Source organism: Streptococcus suis, from assembly GCF_002964045.1.
Classification (GTDB): domain Bacteria; phylum Bacillota; class Bacilli; order Lactobacillales; family Streptococcaceae; genus Streptococcus; species Streptococcus suis_U.
In genome coordinates this window covers 1-333 of sequence record NZ_POPB01000288.1, presented here as the reverse complement: position 1 = coordinate 333, position 333 = coordinate 1, and the positions used below count along the sequence as shown (strand labels likewise).

General features: G+C 39.9%; 1 pseudogene. It reads left to right on the top strand.

Annotation, left to right across the window (positions count from 1 at the left end):
- Positions 1–267, top strand: a pseudogene (locus tag C1E99_RS03960) (glutathione-disulfide reductase); the annotation flags it as partial.
- Between the last annotated feature and the right edge of the window lie 66 nt (positions 268–333).

Genomic DNA, 333 nt, shown 5'->3' with positions numbered 1-333 from the left:
TACGGTCAGGACAATGTAAAAGTCTATACTTCAGCCTTTACTTCTATGTACACTGCCCTAGAAAACAACCGCCAAATGGCCAAGTTTAAATTAGTAACCGTAGGAGAAAATGAAAAAGTCGTTGGTCTGCACGGCATTGGCTATGGTATCGATGAAATGATTCAAGGATTCTCAGTTGCTATCAAAATGGGAGCTACAAAAGAAGAATTTGATGCCGTTGTCGCCATCCATCCGACAGGTTCTGAAGAATTTGTTACTATGCGTTAACTCAATTGAAAAAGTCCAGACATGAAGGTCAGCACTGTCTGGACTTTTTCTTATGGTAATATAGCA